Origin of the sequence: Bacillus cereus group sp. RP32, assembly GCF_040459735.1 — a bacterium.
GTDB lineage: Bacteria > Bacillota > Bacilli > Bacillales > Bacillaceae_G > Bacillus_A > Bacillus_A wiedmannii.
Genome location: NZ_JARVHO010000001.1, coordinates 1,168,858 through 1,187,159 on the forward strand (window position 1 = coordinate 1,168,858; position 18,302 = coordinate 1,187,159).

Sequence of the window (18,302 nt, forward strand, 5' to 3'; positions counted from 1 at the left end):
TGTCCCCCTCTTCAAAGTGAAGAGGGGGTTTTTATATTGATAGAAATGAGGGAGATTTGTGAAATTACTAGATTTATTATCAAAAGGAATTGTAATAGGTGATGGTGCGGTTGGGACGTTATTACATTCACATGGTTTGCAAAGTAGTTTTGAAGAATTGAATATATCTGATCCAGATTTAATTATATCGATTCATAAGCAATATGTAGCTGCTGGGGCTGATGTGATTCAAACAAATACGTACGGAGCAAATGAAGCGAAATTACGTATGTATGGTTTAGAAAATCAAGTTACTGAAATTAATAGAGCCGCAGTAAAACTGGCGAAAGCATCTGTTACAGACAGAAATGCAATTTTAGGAACAATTGGTGGTATGAAACATATCGGAGCTGTTACGACAACTGATATGGAAAGAGAATTTATGTTACTGGAACAGGCAAGTGCATTACTAGAAGAACAGGTTGATGGACTGCTATTAGAAACTTTCTATGATGAGTTTGAATTACTTCATGCTGTTCAGGTGTTACGAAAACAAACGAATATTCCAATTGTAGCTCAATTAGCATTGCATGAGGCAGGTACAACTCAAAATGGAAATGATGTAAATGAAATATTAAAACAGCTTTTAGATTACGGTGCAAATGTTGTTGGATTGAACTGTCAACTAGGGCCACTTCACATGACGGAAGCTTTTAAAATGATATCGATTCCTCAAAATGGCTACTTGTCAGCATATCCAAATGCAGGTCTCCCGAATTATGTGGAGGGACGCTACGTATATGAGGGAAGTCCGGCTTATTTCGAAGCGATGACACCGAAATTTATTGAGCAAGGTATCCGGTTATTGGGTGGTTGTTGTGGCACGACTCCAGAACATATTGAAAGTATGAAACGTGCAATTGCAAATGTTACACCTGTAATAGAAAAGGATACGATTCAAAGACCGAAAGTAGTTCATACACATGAGAAACGTTCGAAAGCTCATGTCACTTTAGCAGAGAAAGCAAAAAAACAAACGACAGTAGTAGTGGAATTAGATCCACCGAAAACGTTAGATACGCAGCGGTTTTTTGAAGGCGCAAGAGCATTGAAAAGAGCTGGGGCAGATGCTATTACTCTAGCAGATAATTCATTAGCATCGCCTCGCATCTCGAATATGGCAATGGGGGCATTATTAACGAAGCACGATATTCCGGTATTGACGCACTTAACGTGTAGAGACCATAACGTCATCGGACTACAATCTCATTTACTAGGCCTATCAGCGTTAGGTATGGAAGAAGTGTTAGCTTTAACTGGGGATCCAGCACGCGTTGGTGATTTTCCAGGTGCCACTTCTGTATATGATTTGTCCTCTATTGAGCTCATTAAAATGATTAAAGAAATGAACGACGGGCGCTCGATTTTAGGGAAATCAATTGGTCCAGCAACAAGGTTTTCAGTGGGAGGTGCGTTTAATCCGCATGTAAGACATTTAAAAGCAGCGGTTAAGCGGATGGAACGGAAAATAGATGCTGGAGCGGAATATTTCTTAACTCAGCCAATTTATGATATCGCGTTAATTGAAGAAGTGTATGAAGCGACAAAGCATTTGGAACAACCTATTTTTATTGGGATTATGCCATTAATAAGTAAAAGGAATGCAGATTTCCTTCATTTTGAGGTGCCGGGTATTACTCTACCTGAAGAAATAAGGGAGAGAATGGATGGACATGAAACGAAAGAGGCAGCAATTGAAGAAGGGATTCGTATTTCACAAGAATTGATCGATGCGGCGATGAAATATTTTAACGGCATTTATCTTATTACACCATTTCTAAAATATGAAATTACAGAACATCTTGTTAAATATGTGAGAGAAAAGCAAGAAGTGAAAGAAGGTATTAATTGATGAAATGTATAGAAGAAAAATTACAAAATAACATCTTAATATTAGATGGTGCAATGGGAACAATGATCCAGCAAGAGGACTTAACTGCGGAAGATTTCGGAGGAGAAGAGTACGAAGGCTGTAATGAATATTTAGTAGAAACAAGGCCTGATGTCATTTTAAAGATTCATAAAGCTTATATTGAAGCTGGAGCAGATATTATTGAAACAAATACATTTGGGGCGACAAATATTGTATTAAGTGATTATGAGTTGTCTCATTTAGATGAGGAATTAAATGAGAAGGCAGCGCGTTTAGCGAAGCAAGCGGTCAAAGAAAGTGGGAAGGAAGTATATGTTGCGGGAGCAATGGGACCAACAACGAAAGCGATTAGTGTTACAGGTGGTGTGACGTTTGAAGAATTAATTGAAGCCTATACACGGCAGGCTAGAGGCTTATTGAATGGCGACGTAGATGTATTACTCGTTGAGACGAGTCAAGATATGCGTAACGTGAAGGCTGCTTATATTGGAATTCAAGCAGCTTTTGATGAGCTAAATAAAATTGTACCTATTATGATTTCAGGAACGATTGAACCGATGGGAACGACTCTGGCCGGGCAAACAATTGAGGCTTTTTACTTATCAGTAGAACATATGAAGCCATTATCTGTTGGATTAAACTGTGCGACCGGTCCGGAGTTTATGAGAGACCATATTCGTTCACTATCTGATTTGTCGGAGTGTTACATTTCTTGTTATCCAAATGCAGGTCTTCCTGATGAAGATGGACATTATCATGAATCGCCATCTTCTCTCGCTGAAAAAGTGAAGCGATTTGCTGAAGAAGGATGGGTTAATATTATCGGTGGTTGTTGTGGCACAACACCAGAACATATAAAAGCAATAAAATCCGCGTTAGCTTCTCTTAATCCACGTGAACACCACGAAAGAGCTGGACACGGGGTTAGTGGATTAGAGGCACTTCAATATGATGACTCTATGAGACCATTATTTGTTGGTGAAAGAACAAACGTTATTGGGTCACGTAAATTTAAACGATTAGTAGCAGAAGGGAAATTTGAAGAGGCTGCTGAAGTCGCAAGAGCGCAAGTGAAGAAAAATGCTCATATTATTGATATTTGTATGGCAGACCCTGATCGCGATGAAATAGAAGATATGGAAAACTTCTTGGCAGAAGTTACGAAAGTGTTAAAAGTACCAATTATGATCGACTCAACAGATGAAAATGTGATGGAGCGAGCTCTTACTTATATACAAGGAAAAGCTGTTATTAATTCAATTAATTTAGAAGATGGGGAAGAGCGATTTAAAAAAGTGACACCGCTTCTTCGTAAATACGGTGCTGCAATTGTAGTTGGAACAATCGATGAAGACGGAATGGCAGTAAGCGCGGAAAGAAAATTAGAAATTGCAAAAAGAAGTTATGAGTTATTGACGATGAAATATGGTATACGCCCGTCAGATATTATTTTTGATGCACTTGTATTTCCTGTAGGGACAGGTGATGAAGAATATATCGGCTCGGCGGCAGCGACGATAGAAGGAATTCGCCTTATTAAAGAAGCCTTACCAGAGTGTTTAACGATTTTAGGTGTAAGTAACATATCTTTTGGTTTACCACCAGCTGGCCGAGAAGTATTAAATTCCGTCTTTTTATATCATGCAACGAAAGCAGGATTAGATTACGCAATTGTGAATACGGAAAAATTAGAACGGTATGCGTCAATTCCAGAGGAAGAAAAACGTCTTGCTGATGCACTACTTTTTGAAACGACGCAAGAGACGTTAGAAGAATTTACAAATTTTTATCGCGCGGCAAAAAAGAAAGATGTCGTTACCCAAGAAACATTAACTCTTGATGAAAGGCTGGCAAATTACATTGTAGAAGGTACGAAACAAGGACTACAAGAAGATTTAAGCCGTGCACTTACAGAAGGAAGAAAACCTTTGGATATTATTAATGGCCCACTTATGACAGGAATGGATGAGGTGGGACGATTATTTAATAATAATGAGCTTATCGTTGCCGAAGTATTGCAAAGTGCTGAAAGTATGAAAGCTGCCGTAAGCTATTTAGAGCCACATATGGAATCTAGCGAGAGTGCGAAAAAGGGGAAAGTATTATTAGCAACTGTTAAAGGTGACGTACATGATATTGGGAAAAACCTCGTTGAAATTATTTTATCGAATAACGGATATGAGATTATTAATTTAGGAATCAATGTTCGTTCGGATCGAATTGTTCAAGAAGTACAAGAAAAGAAGCCTGACATTATTGGTCTTTCTGGTTTATTAGTAAAATCAGCGCAACAAATGGTAACGACTGCTGAAGATTTAAAAGCTGCAAATATTGATGTTCCAATCGTTGTAGGCGGGGCAGCGTTAACGAGAAAATTTACAGAAAATCGTATTTCACCATCATATAAAGGGCTCGTATGTTATGCGAGTGATGCGATGACTGGTCTTGATATTATTAATAAGCTTCAAAAAGAAGAAGAGCGTGAGAAGATGAAACAAGATAAAAAAGAGCGTCATCTTCATATCGTAAAAAAAGAGGAGAAGAAAGTAGAAATTCCAGCAGTAATTGAGCCATTAGCGAAGGCAGAGGTTATGATACCTGATTCAATAAAACGAATTGTATTACGTGATATTCCAGTTGCACATCTCGCTCCATTTTTAAATAGACAAATGCTACTTGGACATCACCTTGGATTAAAAGGAAATGTGAAGAAGCTTTTGCGAGAGGGAGATAAGAGAGCACACGAATTAAATGATTTAATAGATGAATTATTGCAGGAAGGACAATCTTGGTTAAAACCGAAAGCGGTGTATCAATTTTTCCCAGCGCAAAGTGACGGACAAAACATTGTAATATATGATCCAGAAGATCATACGCGTGTAATAGAGCGTTTCACATTCCCAAGACAAGGAAAAGCACCATATCGTACTTTAGGTGATTATTTACGACCAGTTGGAGATGAGATGGACTATGTTGCTTTCCTATCTGTTACGGTTGGGGAAGGCGTTCGGGACATTGCTGAAGAGTGGAAGGCGAAGGGTGATTATTTACGCAGCCATGCGATCCAATCGTTAGCGCTTGAACTAGCAGAAGGTCTTGCTGAAAAAACACATATGCTCATTCGTGATCGCTGGGGTATTCCAGATTCACCAGAACTGACGATGGAAGAACGTTTCCGTACGAAATATAGAGGGATACGAGTGTCTTTCGGTTATCCAGCATGTCCAGAACTTGCGGATCAAGAAAAGTTATTTCGCCTTATTCATCCAGAAGAAATAGGTATTTCATTAACAGAAGGATTTATGATGGAGCCAGAAGCGTCTGTAACGGCTATGGTATTTTCTCACCCTGAGGCAAGATATTTTAGTGTATTATAGTGTAGAAGGGGGAGACGTATGAAGAAAATAGTCTTTACAGGTGGCGGTTCGGCAGGGCATGTAACACCTAATTTAGCCATCATTCCACATTTACAAGAACAAAATTGGGATATCTCGTATATTGGTTCTCATCAAGGGATTGAGAAAACGATTATAGAAAAGGAAGGCATTCCGTACTATAGTATTTCAAGTGGAAAGCTACGTCGTTATTTTGATTTAAAAAATATAAAAGATCCTTTTCTTGTAATGAAGGGTGTTATGGATGCGTATGTAAGGATTCGAAAACTAAAGCCGGATGTGATTTTTTCAAAAGGTGGTTTCGTATCTGTACCAGTCGTAATTGGAGGCTGGCTAAATAGAGTCCCTGTTTTATTACATGAATCTGATATGACGCCAGGACTAGCAAACAAAATTGCGCTCCGTTTTGCTTCGAAAATATTTGTTACATTTGAAGAAGCTGCGAAACATTTACCGAAAGAAAAAGTAATCTATACAGGATCTCCTGTACGTGAAGAAGTGCTAAAGGGAAATCGTGAAAAAGGTTTAATGTTTTTAGGTTTTTCACGTAAAAAGCCAATTATTACAATTATGGGAGGAAGTTTGGGCGCAAAGAAAATTAATGAAACGGTTCGAGAAGCGTTACCAGAACTTCTGAAAAAATATCAAATTGTTCATCTTTGCGGAAAAGGTAATCTTGATGAAAGCTTACAAAATAAAGAAGGATATAAACAATTTGAATATATACATGGGGAACTGCCAGACATATTGGCGATAACAGATTTTGTTATTTCACGTGCGGGCTCTAATGCCATTTTTGAGTTTTTAACATTGCAAAAGCCGATGGTTTTAATTCCGCTATCGAAATTTGCAAGTCGTGGAGATCAAATACTAAATGCAGAGTCTTTTGAAAGACAAGGATATGCTTCCGTATTGTATGAGGAAGATGTGACTGTGAAATCACTTATAAAGCATGTCGAAGAATTAAATCAAAATAATGAGATGTATAAAACAGCACTAAAAAAATATAATGGAAAAGAAGCAATTCAAACAATCATTCAACATATTTCAGAGGCATGATGAAACAATCATGTCTTTTTTAGTAGGATGAAAGATTCCAAGGATTGATATTTTTATGTTACAATAAAGTGAAACTTTAATCAGTGGGGGAGGGGTTAATCCCCCACTGATTATTAGTTGAACCAATCGGGCTTTTACGGGCAGTTAATCCCACACCTAACTTCTTTATTTTTGCTGAATTTTGAGGTGGGGGTTTTACTGCCCTCGAATAGCGGGGTAACAAATGGATTAGTAGGGAAATTCCAATTAATGAAGCGTGAAAATACGAATGGATTAGGAGTGACTGTGTTGGAGCTAAGTCTCTATGAAAATACTGCACTTATTATATGCTTTGTGTTGTACGTTGGTAGTGTTATTGTTTATATTTCAAGGAAATTTTCGCAAGAAAGAGAGCTTGAAAAATCAGAAATAACAGCTGAACTAGAAATGTTAGCTGATGAAAGTTATAAAAAGAAGAAAATAAAAGAAGAGCATGAAGAATCCCATCATTTAAACGCAAATAAGTTTTAAAGATGGGGATTTTTTTTTGAAGTCGTTCTTTATTATGTTTATAGCAATTAACGCTAAAAGGAGTTTCCCGTACATAATGAAGGAGTGTATATAAATGAATTTTTATGTCGCCTCAGGATTCCAAAATAAACATCTTGTACGTTCTATAGCAAATGAACTGAAACATGCAGGATGGCACCATACATATGATTGGACAAGAAACGAAAGAGCAGTGAATCAAGATCAATTAAGAGAAATTGGGCAGGCAGAAAAGAATGCTATTAAAGAAGCGGATGTCTTTTTACTTATATTAGATGGCGGAAACGGGAGCCATACAGAGTTTGGAATGGCGATTGCGCTAGAGAAAAAGATATATGTATATCATGAAAGAAACCCGCTTCAAACAACGTTCTATCATTTGCCAGAAATAAATATTTTTGAAGGAGATGCAACTGAATTTGCATCTTATGTTATGAATCATGTGAAATAATAATAACGACCTAAAAGGTTATAAAAGTGATCTTTTGGGTACAGTGATGATAAGAAACGTATATAAAGGAGTATATAATATGAAATTAGAAAATGGATGGGAAACGAGCTTTTTAGAAGTCGTACAAAATAGTGAATTTAAGAAAGAGGCCGTTCTTAGTCAATTGCTTTGTGAGGATAGTGAAGAAGTAGAAGAGCTTGTGGATGATTACGGATATGAAGAGATTATTGAACGCGAACATGATGATGAATTAGCAGAAGTTTTAGGTGAAGAACTTTTCGATGAGATGGAACGACACGTATTCTTATCTTCACACCCAGAAGAAAAACTTATTTCATTCGTAAATGGATTAGGTTTTCATGTGTTAGATTGGATCGTTCTTCTTGAAACAGAATTTGGCATTGATAGTGTACACTTTACGTCGGACGCCGTGAAAATATTAGAAAAACGCTTTAGACAATTTCCATACATAGAAGATAAGACAATTTTTGATATGACATTTGGAGAAGCAATGGATGTATTAGAATCCATTACAGGATTACAACTGAAGGAAAAGATGAACGTATAATGTAAAAAAAGAACGTGATATTCTCACGTTCTTTTTTTACATTATAATAATTTTGTCATCTAGTTTTGTTTGTCCGCTAAGAAGTGCGTTTAAATATTCCACTTTTCTTATACAGGCCTGTATATGTCTTTCAACCTCTTGTAACTCTGCTTGGTGATGTGTTTCAATCGGATGAATTTGTACGTTGAATTTTTCAAATTGACTACTATATGTTATTTCTGCATAGCCGCTCATAATATCCATTTCGTTATGAAATAAAAATTGTTTTGTTTTGTCACAGAATGATACATTCTGAAAGCCATATACTTTTAATGCGTCAATTACTTTTTTAATCATTTTTGTATTCATTTTTTTTAACCCTCTTTGCGAAGTTCTACTTATATATTATAACATAAAAAATTACATAGAAAGCGCTTCCAAATGTATTTTATTATAAACTTTACGTTTCAATCACAAAAATGAAACAAAGAAAAAATAATTGTAAAGAAGGGAGGACTCTTTTATTGTTTCGTCATATATATAGAGAAATAGTGCAAGGAAAGGAAAATTTCCGAATTTGAGTTCGTATTTCAAATTTAAGCGCAATAAAAGAGGTGAGAGACTTGAACTTTGATATTGTAGGACAAAAAGCATATATAAAAGATGGACCGCATCGGAACCGAATTGGAATTGTAAAGAACAGCGAGACAAAATTAGAATCGCAGTTTGCTATTGTAATTGGAGAACAAATCATTGATGTAGAGCTAAAGGATATCGTGTTAGTTGGAGTAGACGTAGGACAATTTCATAAATGGTGCGAACAAAATGGTTATTTGTGAAAAGGACGGGCTGTGAGATAATGAAGTATATTTGAGAAAAGAGAATATGTTATTGTATTCTCTTTTTCTATGTGTAAGGAGATAGAAATGAAGTATAAAGAACGAGATTTTACATAGTGTTTGAAACAATATGTTATGCCTTATGTATAAAAGACAAAGAGGAAGATGAAAAGAACTAAAAAAGGACGCTAACAGTTTTTATTAGCGTCCTTTTCATTATGAAGCAATTTCACCAGTTTTTGTATCATCTTGATTGTACGTATCTTGATCTAATTCACCAAGCCATTTACTAGAAATAAGACCTGCTGTCATAGAACCACTTACGTTAAGAGCTGTACGACCCATATCGATTAATGGTTCAACTGAGATAACAAGAGCGACAATACCGATTGGTAAGTTCATTGTAGATAGTACGATTAACGCTGCGAATGTTGCACCACCACCAACACCGGCAACACCGAATGAGCTAATAGCAACGACAGCGATTAAAGTTAAAATAAATTGTGGTTGTAATGGATCGATTCCTACAGTTGGAGCGACCATCATTGCAAGCATTGCTGGATAAATACCTGCGCAACCGTTTTGTCCGATGGATACTCCGAATGATGCTGCAAAGTTTGCAATCCCTTCGGAAATACCAAGCTTTTCTTTTTGCGCTTCAATATTTAATGGCATTGCACCAGCACTAGAGCGAGATGTGAATGCAAATGTTAATACAGGGAACACCTTTTTTAAATATTGAATTGGATTTAAACCAGATAGAGCAATTAATAATAAGTGGATAACGAACATTACGATAAGTGCCACGTAAGACGCTAACACGAAGTTACCAAGTTTTAAAATAGCATTTATATCGCTACCAGCAACTGTTTTTGCCATAAGAGCTAATACGCCGTATGGAGTAAGGCGTAAAATTAATGTTACCATACGCATTACGATTGCATATACAGCATCAAGCATTTTCTTAAATAGTTCTGCTTGTTCTGGATATTTTCGTTTTACCCCTATAAAGGCGATACCGATAAAGGCTGCAAATATTACAACAGAAATTGTTGATGTTGGACGAGCACCTGTTAAATCAAGAAACGGATTTGTAGGCAACAGCTCTAATAATTTATCTGGAATTGTTGTTTTTTCAATAGAAGTAAATCTTTCTTCAACTAGTTTCAGACGAGCAGATTCTGCATCACCTTGTTGCAGGCCTGTTGCAGATACATCAAATCCTGCACTTGCGGCGATACCGACAGCTGCAGCGATTCCTGTAGTAAGAATTAAAATTCCGATAATAAGACCACTAATTTTACCAAGGTTTTTCGTTAACTGTAATTTTGTAAAGGCTGAAATAATAGATACTAAAATAAGTGGCATAACGATCATTTGAAGTAATTTCACATAACCGTTACCGATTAAGCTAAACCAAGTATTTGATTCAATAATTATTTTAGAAGTTGGCTCATAAATAAATTGTAATATAAGACCGAATATAATTCCGACTCCTAAAGCAGTAAATACACGTTTATTAAAAGATACATGCTTACGTTGCATATAATATAATACGCCAACTAAGATGAGCATGACTGCAACGTTAATTCCGACAAGCAGTGTATTCATGTTGATTCCCCCTAATTCCAATCTGTTATATAGAATATAAGGTAATAAAACCTATAAGTCAACTAGGGAATTGCGGAATTAAAAAAAAGATGGCAAAATGCCATCTTTAATGTCCAGCTCCAGGGACAAGTAAAAACGTCGTGTAGTATGTAAATCCTATGAAGAAAACAGTTAAATATGCCCCGAATACGTATATATACATACGCTCTGTTAGATTTAAATAGCTTAAAAGTACGAAGAAACCTGTTTGTCCTAAAAATAGTAGTGCGGCCTGTTGCATATCCCCTACGTAAAACATAACCGAGAAAATTCCAGTCCAAAAGCCGAGAACGCGAAACATGCGCTCCATGCCATCTCCCTCCTTTTCTAAAAAAAGTAAACCTCTCCTCATTATAGTTTATTTTTCTTACTATTGTAAATATTCATTCATATAAAAAGAAGCCAATTATAATTGGCTTCTTTTTATATGAGAAATTAAATTGTTAGTTTATAATTACAAGATTTACATCCATCTAGTAGACTATCATTTCGTGTTAATTCCGTGTTAGGGAATAGGATTTCAAAAATCCCTTTCATCATATCTCCGTGCATATTACAAATTTCAGTTGGGTGATGAACAGCAACTTCTTTAAATGGACAATTGTGTACATCATAGAAAATTTTCGTTCCATCTGCACTTAATTCAAATGCAGGTGATAAACCAGCTGTTGAGAAAGCTTCTTTTGCAATTTGGACTTTTTGCTCTACTGTTAAAGCATCTTCATTCACATGTAAACGCTGCATATGTTGTTGCATTAACTCGGCCCCGAATTGTTTTCCTGTTTCGTATAGCGCTTTTTCACCAGCGGCGCCAAGGCTAAGTAAAGAATTAAATGCTATTCTTGCTAACAATTGATAATCGCGGAATGGAAATTGTAATTGAATCACATCTTCAGATAATACATATAATCTGCTTGGTCGTCCGCCTTTTCCAGTTTTCTTTGTTTCCGATTTCAGCATATGGACATCTTCTAGTTTAGATAAATGTAAACGCGCTACGTTTGGATGAATGTCAAACTCATCTGCAATTTCTTGTACAGTTACGTAACTATGTTTTTGAGAAATATATTTATAAATGTAATAACGAGTTGGGTCAGATAATACGCCTGTAATTTTTAAAGCTTGTTCCATGAGGATCTCCACCTTTATCACTTTATCCAAGATAATAACATTATAATACAGATAAACTTCCATATAGGTAATTTCAGACAATAATTCGGAAATTGTTCATAATTTCACAAACATATTTTTCCTTTTCCCTCTGGTGAAAATACAAAAATGCCGATTTTTCTTATCTGTTTTTTCATGCTATATACATAGTGGGGAGGGAAAAATGATGAATGGAATTGAAAGCTTTGCGAATACGGTTTTGAAAGAGGCGTGCAGGGTACAAGCTTCGGATTTACATATTGTGCCCAGGAAGAAGGATGTAGCGGTTCAACTGCGTATAGGAAAAGATTTAATGACGAAACACTGTATCGAAAAGGAATTTGGAGAAAAACTTGTTTCACACTTTAAATTTTTAGCATCCATGGATATAGGGGAGAGACGGAAGCCACAAAATGGTTCACTGTATTTACAAATGGATGGACAAGAAGTGTATTTACGCCTTTCCACGCTTCCAACCGTATACCAAGAAAGTCTCGTTATTCGTCTTCATTTACAAGCATCTATTCAGCCGTTATCTCATCTTTCGTTATTTCCAAGTACAGCGAAAAAACTACTCTCTTTTTTACACTATTCACATGGGTTACTCGTATTTACTGGACCGACTGGTTCGGGGAAGACAACAACAATGTATGCATTATTAGAGGTAATTAAAAAAAAGAAAACACGTCGCATCGTTACACTTGAAGATCCAGTTGAAAAAAGAAATGACGATGTATTACAAATTCAAATAAATGAAAAAGCAGGTATCACATATGAGGCGGGACTAAAGGCCATTTTACGTCATGATCCAGATATTATTTTAGTCGGTGAAATTCGTGATGAAGAAACAGCGAAAATCGCTATAAGAGCAAGTTTGACTGGACATTTAGTGATGACGACACTGCATACTAGTGATGCGAAAGGGGCGATACTCCGATTTATGGATTTCGGTATAACGAGGCAAGAGATTGAACAATCTTTATTGGCTATAGCTGCACAGCGACTTGTCGAATTGAAGTGTCCGTTTTGCCAAAGAAAGTGCTCAACTTTATGTAAATCAATGAGGCAGGTAAGACAAGCGAGTATTTATGAGTTGTTATATGGATATGAGTTAAAACAAGCAATTAAAGAAGCAAACGGGGAATGTGTCACGTACCAGCACGAAACATTAGAATCTTCGATACGAAAAGGATACGCTTTAGGATTTTTAGAAGAGGATGTGTATGTTTAAGAAAATATGGAGTTTAAGTGATCAAGTAGTATTGCTGAAACGATTAGGAGAACTATTAGAAAAAGGATACTCCCTTTTGCAGGCATTAGAATTTTTACGGTTTCAATTACCTTTAGAAAAGAAAGTACAATTGCAGCGCATGATTGATGGATTAAAAGATGGAAAAAGTCTACACGATTCTTTTCATCAATTAATGTTTCATCAGGAGATGTTAAGTTATTTATTTTATGCTGAGCAACATGGTGATATTTCTTTTGCGTTGCAACAAGGGAGCGCACTTCTTTATAAAAAGGATAAGTATAGGAAAGATATGATGAAAATAATGCAGTATCCTATGTTTTTGGCGTTCTTTTTAATAATCATGATTTTTGTTTTTAACCGCATTTTATTACCGCAGGTTGACATGGTATATAGTTCATTCGGTTCTACAGCACCGTTACTTACAGAACAAATATTAAGTGCAATTAAGCTGCTACCCAGCCTTATTTTTAGCACTATTGTTATCATTATGATTGGATGTAGTGTATATATGTTTTACTTTCGGAAACTCCCGCATATGAAGCAGGTAAAAATTATGCTTCGTATCCCCCTCGTAAAAACATTTCTTATTTTAAAGCATTCACATTATTTCGCCACTCAATTGAGCGGTTTATTACAAGGTGGACTATCAGTACTTGAGGCCCTAACAATAATGATGGAGCAAAATTATCATCCGTTCTTTCAATATGAAGCGGGTCGAATTGAACGCCAATTAATTGCAGGAGAACCGTTGCAATCTATTATTGCTAAAAGCGGATATTATGAGGAAGAACTTTCTTATATTATTACGCATGGACAAGCAAACGGTAATTTGGCGATTGAATTAGGTGACTATAGCGATCTTATTATGGAAAAGATGGAGCAAAAAGTTAAACGTATGTTAGTGATCATTCAACCAATTTTATTTACGTGTATTGGAGGAATAGTCGTTCTTATGTATTTAGCGATGATTATGCCAATGTTTCAAATGATGAATTCTATTTAGGAGGCATTTACATGCAGAATGAAGAAGGGTTTACCCTTTTAGAAATGTTATTAGTTATGGTCGTCATAACTGTATTATTACTATTAATTATTCCGAATGTAGTTACACAGCGTTCATCCGTCGAAGGCAAAGGATGTAAAGCCTATGTGAAATCTATAGAAGCTCAAATACAAGCATACCATTTACAACATAATAAAATTCCCTCGCTAAAAGAGCTAAGGGATGAAAAATATATTACAGCTGATGAGTGTCCGAATGGTGAATCCATTTATATTTCAAATGATGGCACAGTAACAACTGGGAAACTGTGAAACAAAAAGGTTTTACTCTTTTAGAAATGCTACTCGTTCTATTTGCAATTTCTGTACTAAGTATGGTCACGTATTTTAACGTACATTCATTACATGAAAAACAAAAAGTGGAACAATTTTTAAGACAGTTTTCAAACGATATTTTGTATATGCAACAATTAGCGATAAACCGTCAAAAACACTATACATTACGATGGTATAAAGATAGACATACGTATTATATAGGGGAGCTAAGTGAGAATCTTACTATCATTAAAAGAGAATATGATAGCGATATACAAATTGATTTGAATACTTTTCCAAATCCGATGACATATAATCCGAGTGGAAATATTAATAGAGGTGGCACTATTTTACTTTCGTATCGAAGTTATAAATATGAGATTGTATTTCAGCTTGGGAGAGGGAGATTTACGTATCGTGAAATGTCAAAAAGGGTCAGTGATGGCTGAGATGCTTGTAGCATTAATTATAGTAATGATGGCAGTATCTTTACTACTTCCGCAAACAGTATTGGTTATGCAAGAACGAAAAAACATACAAATTCGTTATAAAGCATTTGTATTATTAAAAAGGGAAGCAGCTTTATATATGTATGAGAATGGGGCGAAACGACCGCAAGAAAAAGTCGTAAACGGAAATGTATATTACACATATTGGGGAGGAAATGAAGTTTGTGCTATGTGGAAAGATGTGAAAGGAAGAATGATGGAACAATGCTTTTATGCAGGAGAAAAAATAAATTAGAAGTTGGGTTTACATTAATAGAAATGATCGTATGTTTTTTTCTGTTATCACTGTTCTTTTTACTCTTACCACGTTTGAATTTTATTGGAATAGAAAACAACCAATCAAAAGGATTAAATAATTGGGAATGGGATGTTTTTATAGGACAAGTACAGTTAGAGTTTCGTGAAGTATCTTTTGTAGAAAAAATAGTCCCTGAAAATAAAGATAATCTTTTGCGCTTCCGTCTTCGCACTGGAGATGAAGTGACGTATGAAAAATTGAATAATCATCTTATAAGAAAAGTGAATATGCGCGGAAGAGAAGTTATATTACAAAATGTTGAAATGGTTTCGTATGAAGTAACACCTCATTTGCTCTTTATACATGTGAAAGATATGAGTGGGAAAATATATGAAGGTGTAGCTGTCAGGTATAGCGAAATGGAAATAAATATATGAGAAAACAAGATGGATTTACGATGCCAGGAACAATCATTTTTCTTGTATTATTAACTTCGTTCTTTGTATACGAAACGAATATGTTGCTTATAGATAAAAAATTTTATATTGAAATAGAGCAAAAGTTTGTACTGGAAGAACTACTAAATCGATCAATTACAAATATAAAAAAAGACTTACAGCAAAAAGAAAAGGAAGATACTTTTTTCTTTCAATATGAAAAGGGCGAAGCAAGTGGGAATTACGTCTTTGAAAACGATGTTATACTCGTTTCGTTGCAGTGCAAAATAAAACAAGAAGTTTTCTATAAAGTAAGCTTTCGGTATAGAAAAAAGGATGAGAAAATATTCGATTGGATAGAAGGATAGTCTGTGAAATATACGGATGAAAACCATAATTTCTCATTTTGTAATAGGTTGTTTTTAAAAGGAAATGGATAAATAAAACAATTTAAAGTTTGAATTTTCTCGAAAAAGAGAAAGGTAGAAAGAATATGATATATTCAAGCTATCCAAACATATTTTTTTAGGGAGAATAGGGAAATGACAAATAACAATCAAATAGGTGAAAATAAGGAACAAACTATTTTTGATCATAAAGGAAATGCAATTATGACGGAAGATAGGGAAATACACATTATTTCAAAATTCGAAGAACCTCTTATTGTCGTGTTAGGAAATGTATTAAGTGATGAAGAATGCGACGAATTGATTGAATTGTCTAAAAGTAAAATGAAACGTTCTAAAGTTGGTTCATCACGTGATGTAAATGATATTCGAACGAGTAGCGGTGCATTTTTGGAAGACAATGAGCTTACTGTAAAGATTGAAAAACGAATTTCATCTATCATGAATGTTCCTGTAGCGCATGGAGAAGGATTGCACATTTTAAATTATGAAGTGGATCAACAATATAAAGCGCACTATGATTATTTTGCGGAACATAGTAGATCAGCTGCTAATAATCGTATCAGTACGCTTGTCATGTACTTAAATGATGTAGAAGAAGGCGGAGAAACGTTCTTCCCGAAATTAAATCTTTCTGTGCACCCTAGAAAGGGAATGGCAGTATACTTTGAGTATTTTTATCAAGACCAATCACTAAATGAGCTTACGTTACATGGAGGGGCACCAGTAACGAAAGGTGAGAAATGGATTGCAACTCAGTGGGTGAGAAGAGGCGCTTATAAGTAAAAGCGTGTATATAACGTTTTGTTCTTCATTGTATAAGGAGAACAAAACGTTTTTTTATTAAATAATGAAATCTTTCGTTATAATAAAAAATAATAACGGATGATTGAGAGGAACGAACATGAAATCTATATACATAACCGGTTATATGGGAGCTGGGAAAACAACAATTGGAAAAGCGTTAAGTAAAGAACTTTATATGGATGTTGTCGATACAGACCAAAAAATTGAAGAGAAGCAGGAGAAGGCGATTCGTGATATTTTTGCTGAAGAAGGGGAAATCGCTTTTCGGGAATATGAAAGTGAAATGTTACGTTCACTACCCAGTTGTAATGTAATTATTACAACTGGTGGTGGAATCATCGAGCGAGAGGAAAACCGAAAGTGGATGAAGGAAAATGGAACTGTCGTGTATTTATATTGTGATCCACATGTAATTGCAGAAAGACTCCGTGAAGATACGACGCGTCCACTATTTCAGAAGAAAGATATAGAGGCATTTGTGGCAAAATTTGAATCGCGCCGAGCTCATTATGAAGAGGCTCATATTCATATCGATACGACGAATAAATCGGTAAAACAGATCATGAATGAGTTAAAAGAAAAGATTAATGAATAAAAAAGTGGACATACTAATCAAGTAGAGGTGATGATAATATGTCTACTAATGATTATGTTCGCTTTGTGACACAGCAGTTTGTGTCGTATATGGATGCTCCAAAAGAAGATCGTAAACAAAAGAAAGAACAACGTCGTGCTGAAAAAGAGCCATTTATGAATAAGTGGTTTGGTGTTATGCCGCTTAGTGCTGCTTTGTTTTATCGAAACGTAAAAAATAAAAGAAAAAAATCAAGTTAACGATTTCGTAATATGTGTAGCAAAATGAAAATCCCCTAGTAGTATTATGCTACTAGGGGATTTTCATTTACTGCACGGATTCCTTTTCTTCTGTAACGGCATGTATTTTATTGTTTACCCATACAAATCCAATTCCGATACAAATGGAAATGCCCCACCCAACAGCGGTCATAATCGCTCTCATTTCACCATAGCCATCTACACCGAAAACAGAGATGAAATAAATTTTTAAGAAGCTTTTTAATATGAATTGTAGCCCGAAAAATAGCGTTAAATATTGTAGTGCTGGATAGATCCGACTATCACGATACAGTTCACGACTTTTATCACGGTCATGGCCTTGCAATGCGGCAATATCTGCTGCGAAATATAACATAAGTGGTTTTTTTATAAAAATGGTACATATGACGATAATACCGAGCACGATGTGATAATACGCATCGTTCCATAACATTCGTTCTGCTGATCCAGATAATAGGTCTACCGTTGTATTAGAAATGAGTGTAATTAAAATAAAGAATCCTGTTACGTTAAACTGTTTTTCTTTTTTAAAGGTATACAGTGTATAAATAATCCCCGGAACAGAGGAAAGTAACATCGCGTAATAAGGATCGATATAAGGTTTTGCAAATTTCCAAATGAGGAATGGGATTACGAGATAAAAGACAAGATCTAATATAGCTTTTTTATTTTGATTCATATAAATCCTCCTTAAGTCATACATATATTTTATAATATAATTTCTGAAAATTGTATAATGTTTAATGGGAAAAGAAAAAATATATCACTTTTTGAGGGATTAGTAGATTGAAAAAATTGCCCCTAGCGTAGTAAGTTTTTTTAGTATATAATAAAGGAAACGCTTTCATTTTTGGTTTGTTCACAAAATGGACGGAAAATCACATATTTACTATCGATATGTTGCTTTATAATGAAACTAATTAAATATACATGCATACAATATTGTGAAA

The 18,302-nt window shown here is 35.3% G+C and carries 23 protein-coding genes; 17 read left to right on the forward strand and 6 right to left on the reverse strand.

Going from position 1 to position 18,302, the window contains the following annotated elements:
- Positions 1–58: 58 nt before the first annotated feature.
- From QCI46_RS06040 to QCI46_RS06065, 6 genes are all read left to right on the forward strand, one after another.
- Positions 59–1,891 (forward strand): bifunctional homocysteine S-methyltransferase/methylenetetrahydrofolate reductase, encoded by a 1,833-nt coding sequence (locus QCI46_RS06040; protein WP_097907753.1) that lies wholly within the window; start codon positions 59–61, stop codon positions 1,889–1,891.
- A complete protein-coding gene (gene metH / locus QCI46_RS06045) occupies positions 1,891–5,289 on the forward strand; it encodes a methionine synthase (RefSeq protein ID WP_353839794.1) in 3,399 nt (1,132 codons plus the stop codon). The genes QCI46_RS06040 and metH overlap by 1 nt, the downstream gene beginning before the upstream one ends.
- 18 nt (positions 5,290–5,307) lie before the next feature.
- Positions 5,308–6,366: an undecaprenyldiphospho-muramoylpentapeptide beta-N-acetylglucosaminyltransferase gene (gene murG / locus QCI46_RS06050; protein ID WP_353839795.1), complete on the forward strand. Its 1,059-nt coding sequence runs from the start codon at positions 5,308–5,310 to the stop codon at positions 6,364–6,366.
- Between the two features lie 249 nt (positions 6,367–6,615).
- A complete protein-coding gene (locus tag QCI46_RS06055; protein WP_000817963.1) occupies positions 6,616–6,876 on the forward strand; it encodes a DUF3966 domain-containing protein in 261 nt (86 codons plus the stop codon).
- Positions 6,877–6,970: 94 nt separating this feature from the next.
- Positions 6,971–7,345 carry a nucleoside 2-deoxyribosyltransferase gene (locus QCI46_RS06060; protein ID WP_001012499.1) on the forward strand — a complete coding sequence of 125 codons (375 nt, stop codon included), beginning with the start codon at positions 6,971–6,973 and terminating at the stop codon, positions 7,343–7,345.
- A 79-nt stretch (positions 7,346–7,424) separates the two neighbouring features.
- Positions 7,425–7,913 carry a hypothetical protein gene (locus QCI46_RS06065; protein WP_353839797.1) on the forward strand — a complete coding sequence of 163 codons (489 nt, stop codon included), beginning with the start codon at positions 7,425–7,427 and terminating at the stop codon, positions 7,911–7,913.
- A gap of 36 nt (positions 7,914–7,949) precedes the next feature.
- On the opposite strand, the gene QCI46_RS06070 is transcribed toward QCI46_RS06065, so the two are convergent.
- On the reverse strand, positions 7,950–8,261 hold the full coding sequence (locus QCI46_RS06070; RefSeq protein ID WP_001093232.1) for a hypothetical protein: 312 nt from the start codon (positions 8,259–8,261) through the stop codon (positions 7,950–7,952).
- A 254-nt stretch (positions 8,262–8,515) separates the two neighbouring features.
- On the opposite strand from QCI46_RS06070, the gene QCI46_RS06075 reads away from it, so the two are divergent.
- Entirely contained in the window at positions 8,516–8,731 is a 216-nt protein-coding gene (locus QCI46_RS06075; protein ID WP_001008334.1) for a DUF3912 family protein, read from the forward strand.
- A 216-nt stretch (positions 8,732–8,947) separates the two neighbouring features.
- On the opposite strand, the gene QCI46_RS06080 is transcribed toward QCI46_RS06075, so the two are convergent.
- The 3 genes from QCI46_RS06080 to QCI46_RS06090 all read right to left on the reverse strand — a co-directional run bounded on the left by QCI46_RS06080 (position 8,948) and on the right by QCI46_RS06090 (position 11,512).
- On the reverse strand, positions 8,948–10,342 hold the full coding sequence (locus QCI46_RS06080; protein WP_353839798.1) for an L-cystine transporter: 1,395 nt from the start codon (positions 10,340–10,342) through the stop codon (positions 8,948–8,950).
- A 106-nt stretch (positions 10,343–10,448) separates the two neighbouring features.
- Positions 10,449–10,691: a DUF2626 domain-containing protein gene (locus QCI46_RS06085; RefSeq protein ID WP_000440719.1), complete on the reverse strand. Its 243-nt coding sequence runs from the start codon at positions 10,689–10,691 to the stop codon at positions 10,449–10,451.
- A gap of 125 nt (positions 10,692–10,816) precedes the next feature.
- Positions 10,817–11,512 carry a helix-turn-helix transcriptional regulator gene (locus QCI46_RS06090; protein WP_000434122.1) on the reverse strand — a complete coding sequence of 232 codons (696 nt, stop codon included), beginning with the start codon at positions 11,510–11,512 and terminating at the stop codon, positions 10,817–10,819.
- A 205-nt stretch (positions 11,513–11,717) separates the two neighbouring features.
- Here QCI46_RS06090 and comGA point away from each other — a divergent pair, with 205 nt between their 5' ends.
- From comGA to QCI46_RS06140, 10 genes are all read left to right on the forward strand, one after another.
- Positions 11,718–12,761 carry a competence protein ComGA gene (gene comGA, locus QCI46_RS06095; RefSeq protein ID WP_353841839.1) on the forward strand — a complete coding sequence of 348 codons (1,044 nt, stop codon included), beginning with the start codon at positions 11,718–11,720 and terminating at the stop codon, positions 12,759–12,761.
- A complete protein-coding gene (comGB, locus tag QCI46_RS06100; protein WP_353839799.1) occupies positions 12,754–13,785 on the forward strand; it encodes a competence type IV pilus assembly protein ComGB in 1,032 nt (343 codons plus the stop codon). The genes comGA and comGB overlap by 8 nt, the downstream gene beginning before the upstream one ends.
- A gap of 11 nt (positions 13,786–13,796) precedes the next feature.
- On the forward strand, positions 13,797–14,096 hold the full coding sequence (gene comGC / locus QCI46_RS06105) for a competence type IV pilus major pilin ComGC (RefSeq protein WP_353839800.1): 300 nt from the start codon (positions 13,797–13,799) through the stop codon (positions 14,094–14,096).
- A complete protein-coding gene (comGD, locus tag QCI46_RS06110) occupies positions 14,093–14,548 on the forward strand; it encodes a comG operon protein ComGD (RefSeq protein WP_000810391.1) in 456 nt (151 codons plus the stop codon). Before comGC ends, comGD begins: the two co-directional genes overlap by 4 nt.
- Entirely contained in the window at positions 14,541–14,843 is a 303-nt protein-coding gene (locus QCI46_RS06115) for a competence protein ComG (RefSeq protein ID WP_353839801.1), read from the forward strand. The genes comGD and QCI46_RS06115 overlap by 8 nt, the downstream gene beginning before the upstream one ends.
- Positions 14,813–15,283: a competence type IV pilus minor pilin ComGF gene (gene comGF / locus QCI46_RS06120; RefSeq protein WP_353839803.1), complete on the forward strand. Its 471-nt coding sequence runs from the start codon at positions 14,813–14,815 to the stop codon at positions 15,281–15,283. Before QCI46_RS06115 ends, comGF begins: the two co-directional genes overlap by 31 nt.
- Entirely contained in the window at positions 15,280–15,651 is a 372-nt protein-coding gene (gene comGG, locus QCI46_RS06125) for a competence type IV pilus minor pilin ComGG (RefSeq protein ID WP_046956345.1), read from the forward strand. The genes comGF and comGG overlap by 4 nt, the downstream gene beginning before the upstream one ends.
- 174 nt (positions 15,652–15,825) lie before the next feature.
- Complete coding sequence (locus QCI46_RS06130) at positions 15,826–16,476, forward strand: 2OG-Fe(II) oxygenase (RefSeq protein ID WP_098088698.1); 651 nt, start codon at positions 15,826–15,828, stop codon at positions 16,474–16,476.
- 118 nt (positions 16,477–16,594) lie between these two features.
- Positions 16,595–17,092: a shikimate kinase gene (locus QCI46_RS06135; protein ID WP_353839804.1), complete on the forward strand. Its 498-nt coding sequence runs from the start codon at positions 16,595–16,597 to the stop codon at positions 17,090–17,092.
- Positions 17,093–17,130: 38 nt separating this feature from the next.
- Entirely contained in the window at positions 17,131–17,331 is a 201-nt protein-coding gene (locus tag QCI46_RS06140; protein ID WP_000106081.1) for a YqzE family protein, read from the forward strand.
- A 67-nt stretch (positions 17,332–17,398) separates the two neighbouring features.
- On the opposite strand, the gene QCI46_RS06145 is transcribed toward QCI46_RS06140, so the two are convergent.
- Both QCI46_RS06145 and QCI46_RS06150 read right to left on the reverse strand, forming a co-directional pair.
- A complete protein-coding gene (locus QCI46_RS06145) occupies positions 17,399–18,031 on the reverse strand; it encodes a VC0807 family protein (RefSeq protein ID WP_001073110.1) in 633 nt (210 codons plus the stop codon).
- 140 nt (positions 18,032–18,171) lie between these two features.
- Positions 18,172–18,288 (reverse strand): hypothetical protein, encoded by a 117-nt coding sequence (locus QCI46_RS06150; protein ID WP_003279814.1) that lies wholly within the window; start codon positions 18,286–18,288, stop codon positions 18,172–18,174.
- Positions 18,289–18,302 lie beyond the last annotated feature (14 nt).